Consider the following 3,865-nt stretch of genomic DNA (forward strand, 5'->3'; position numbering starts at 1 on the left):
GCGTTGGTTCGAAAACCCAAAGCCCACATCATAATATCGCCTGATATTACTTTTTCACGAAGCAACCAGGTTATTAAGTCGAATGGTGTTATTAAAGTGCCAACTGCGAATATCCAGTTACAGGGAGTCACTGATACCTATAATCAACTGGCGACATTGTTTATCGTCAACGCCAGTTCAAGGGCAAAACCTGCTCAATCAATAAGTCAACTTAATCTGGAGTTTGGTAAATCGGTGTGGATGCACGGATATGGGCTTAATGCCCATGTCACTGGAGACTTGTCACTCATCGACCTGTCTAGAAATAAAATTATCGCAGACGGAAAACTAAATGTACTTCGCGGAAACTACAAGAATGACAAAAAGTATTTTGCAGTATCAGGCGGCGTGTTGAAGTTTAATAAAAATCGGCTGGATAATCCTGACCTGGAATTGAAGATCTTTCAAAAACAGGATGACGGTTCATCAACTGAAATTCTGCAAGGCCCATTACAGTCTCTTCATATGCTTAAAGAAGGGGCAAGCAAAAAAGATTTATCCCAGCAAGACGTCAACCGTGTCGCTTTAAATGGTAATTAGTATTCGCTTTGAAGCCCTGGTTTTACGTCGCAAATTTGGCAGACCCCGCGTTGTTTTAAATAAAGTAAATTCCTGCACAGTTTTCACCGCTGCTTTTGCTGTCATTTTTCGTTAACACTCAGTAATACTAACAGCGAGCCCACCCAGGGATGTTTCCTTATATTTTTCGGACATTTCCAGGCCGGTTTGTTTCATGGCGGCGATACAATTATCCAGGGGCATAAAATGTTGACCACTTCCCCGCATTGCCAGCGACGCCGCGGTATACGCCTTGATGGCGCCAAAGCCATTGCGTTCAATACAGGGGACTTGCACCAGGCCGTTCACTGGATCACAGGTCATTCCCAGGTGGTGTTCAAGCGCAATTTCAGCCGCATTTTCTATTTGTTCGGCTGTACCACCACGCACTGCACATAATCCGGCGGCGGCCATGGCGGCCGCTGATCCCACCTCACCCTGGCAGCCCACTTCAGCCCCGGAAATTGAACTGCGGTGTTTAATGATGCCACCAATGGCACTGGCGGTAAGTAAAAACTCCCGGATATTTTTTTCACTAGCACCTTTATGTTTGACCAGGTAATACAGCACCGCGGGTATAACGCCCGCAGCGCCATTAGTGGGTGCGGTTACGACCATGTGCCCGGCGGCATTTTCTTCATTGACCGCCATGGCATATGCGCACAACCAGTCATTCACGTTTGCGTCCTCAGGATTTTCGACAAGTTGCTCATAAAGATTTTTAGCCCGCCGCTGTATATTCAGCCCGCCGGGAAGCGTACCCTCCTCACCTAATCCATAGTCAACACAAAGTTTCATGGAGTTCCAGATTGCATCGAGCCCGTTATTCAATGCTTCATCCGAATGGTGTTCAAGTTCGTTGCGTCGCTTCATCTCAGCAATCGATAAATTACTGTCATCGGACATGTCCAGCATTGAACGAGCCGAATCAAATGGATAGGGACAAGACGCGGCAGACTCCATCTTGATTGGCGCTACGACATTACTAATTTCGTCAAGCGTACTTATAAAACCTCCACCAATGGAAAAATAAGTTTCTTCCAATAGTGTTTGACCTTTGTCCCCCAGTAGTTCGAAGATCATTCCATTGGGATGTTCCGGAAGTGATTCACTTTTATCAAAAATAATGTCTTCAACGGGGGAAAATTTGATGCGATGCGCCTCGTCTGTGACAATACTCCGTTGATTCCAGATTTCACTCACCAGGGTATCGACGTTCTGGTTAGCAACCGCTTCGGGCGCGTAACCGTGCAGACCTAATGCGATTGCGCGATCTGTCGCGTGTCCTTTGCCAGTAAAAGCCAGGGACCCCTTGAGGATGCAACGTACAGAGACATTCTGCAGTTCCTGATGTCCAGATATCCTATGAGAGACACGACTAATGAAGTCCTTTGCTGCGACCATGGGCCCCATGGTATGAGAACTGGAAGGTCCGATCCCGATTTTAAAAAGCTCAAGAACACTAATATACATTGGATATCCCTGCACGATTATGGTTTTTATGGGCTGATAGTATTTTACTCTCTAACAGATGCCTGGATAACAAAAAAACTGTATTAATTAGCCGCAATCGCTATCTATATCCAATCTTTATCCGGTTAAGTGCAAATGTTATCCCCATTGTGGCTAATTAATCTCCTGCTATCCAGGATTTCTCAGGCAACGACAGGGGTACTGGGCTTATAACTCTTAAGCAAAACTTAAGATTAATTGTCGATTGGTTTACTCAAATTAACGCATAGATATTTATGGCAGCAGCAAAATATTTCATTGCCTTTTTTTTAAATAAACGCTTCATAAAATTATCTATCAGACGATAAAAGATCGGTTGCCGGTCTCAGTGATCTACAACATTTAAATTTTGAAAAATTCACTACTTAAGTTTCTGTTAAGAATTTCAGCCGATATAGTTGCTAACTTCATGAGCGAACGCAAAACACTGAAACATGTAGTTGCCAATTATTTCGTTTTTCGAGTGGTATAGGAGTCAAGACAATGGGTTTGTTAAACTGGTTAGAAAAGAAAATGTCCGGAGATGATTCAGCGAAATTAACCTTCGACAAAGGACAGGAAGAATTTGCAGGATTAAACCTGAAGGATGTTCTTGATGCGCACCTGGCCTGGAATGATCGCTTAACAGCCTACCTGGATGGCACCAGCCGTGAAAACCTTGATGTACACCAAATTGCCCCCGATAATCTCTGTATATTGGGCAAATGGATTTATGGACCGGCCGCAAAACAATTTGAACAACAACAGGAATTTGAAGACCTTCGACTAACCCATAAAGAGTTTCATTTGACAGCCGGACAGGTACTGGTTGAACATAATGGCGGGAATACTGAAGCGGCTAACAACTTATTGCTCGGCAAATTTAGATCACTATCAAGTAAGATCCAGCTCAACCTTGTCCGCTTATACGCTTCAGCTCAATAGTTATTTGCCGCGAAACATCATTTTTGTTTGAAGTTTACCAGCAAATCCAAAGCGGTTTGCGCCAGGTAGGCTGATCCGAACGGCAGGGCATCTTCATTGACGACCATCTTGGGACTATGTAATGGATATGCCTCGCCATTCGTGACTTTGGTTCCGAGCAAGGCATAGCAGGAGGGAACTTTCTGTCCGATATAAGCAAAGTCTTCCCCACCCATGATCGTAACTCCATCGATTACATTCCTGTCATCAAATACTTTTCTGGCCGCCTGGGTAGCCACGCTACTTATATTGGCATCATTTACTGTTACCGGTACACCATAATAAACTTTGAAATTAATATCGGTGTTATAAATTGCCGAAAACGCATCGCAACGAGCCTGTATGGATTTTAGTATATGTTGATGAATATCTTCATCGAGCGCCCTGATAGTCCCGGATAAGCGCACCTTGTCCGCAATCACATTCGCTGCGCTTCCGCCTTCGATGGTGCTCACACTAATGACGGCCGTTTTTGTAGGGCCCACCTGCCGTGATACGATAGTTTGTAACGACAAAATCAATTCAGCGGAAATTAATACCGCATCTATTCCTTCTTCCGGGCTTAATCCGGCATGAGTGGATTTTCCTGTGACTATAATTTCAAAAAAATCTGCTGCGGCCATTACACTCCCCGTGGTAATAGCAATAGTACCAGTAGGAATGGTAGGCATTTGATGTAATCCGATCGCTGCATCAACACCCTCCAATGCACCTTCAACGATCATGCGTTGTGCACCAGAGAAGCCATCGGGATCATCATAGTTACCCTCTTCTGCTGGCTGGAATAGAAACC

At 44.6% G+C, this 3,865-nt stretch carries 4 protein-coding genes; 2 read left to right on the forward strand and 2 right to left on the reverse strand.

From position 1 onward, the window contains the following. Nucleotides 1–579, forward strand: a 579-nt coding sequence (locus tag ACWVCM_RS02150; protein WP_455200058.1) for a translocation/assembly module TamB domain-containing protein, incomplete at its 5' end; no start/stop codon positions are given. Nucleotides 580–690: 111 nt separating this feature from the next. Here the strand turns inward: ACWVCM_RS02150 and ACWVCM_RS02155 are convergent. After that, nucleotides 691–2,070: an L-serine ammonia-lyase gene (locus ACWVCM_RS02155; RefSeq protein ID WP_455200059.1), complete on the reverse strand. Its 1,380-nt coding sequence runs from the start codon at nucleotides 2,068–2,070 to the stop codon at nucleotides 691–693. A gap of 522 nt (nucleotides 2,071–2,592) precedes the next feature. On the opposite strand from ACWVCM_RS02155, the gene ACWVCM_RS02160 reads away from it, so the two are divergent. After that, nucleotides 2,593–3,033 (forward strand): CZB domain-containing protein, encoded by a 441-nt coding sequence (locus ACWVCM_RS02160; RefSeq protein ID WP_455200060.1) that lies wholly within the window; start codon nucleotides 2,593–2,595, stop codon nucleotides 3,031–3,033. A gap of 17 nt (nucleotides 3,034–3,050) precedes the next feature. Here the strand turns inward: ACWVCM_RS02160 and ACWVCM_RS02165 are convergent. After that, on the reverse strand, nucleotides 3,051–3,865 hold an 815-nt coding region (locus tag ACWVCM_RS02165), incomplete at its 5' end, for a M20 metallopeptidase family protein (RefSeq protein WP_455200061.1).

Source organism: Kaarinaea lacus (assembly GCF_975902315.1).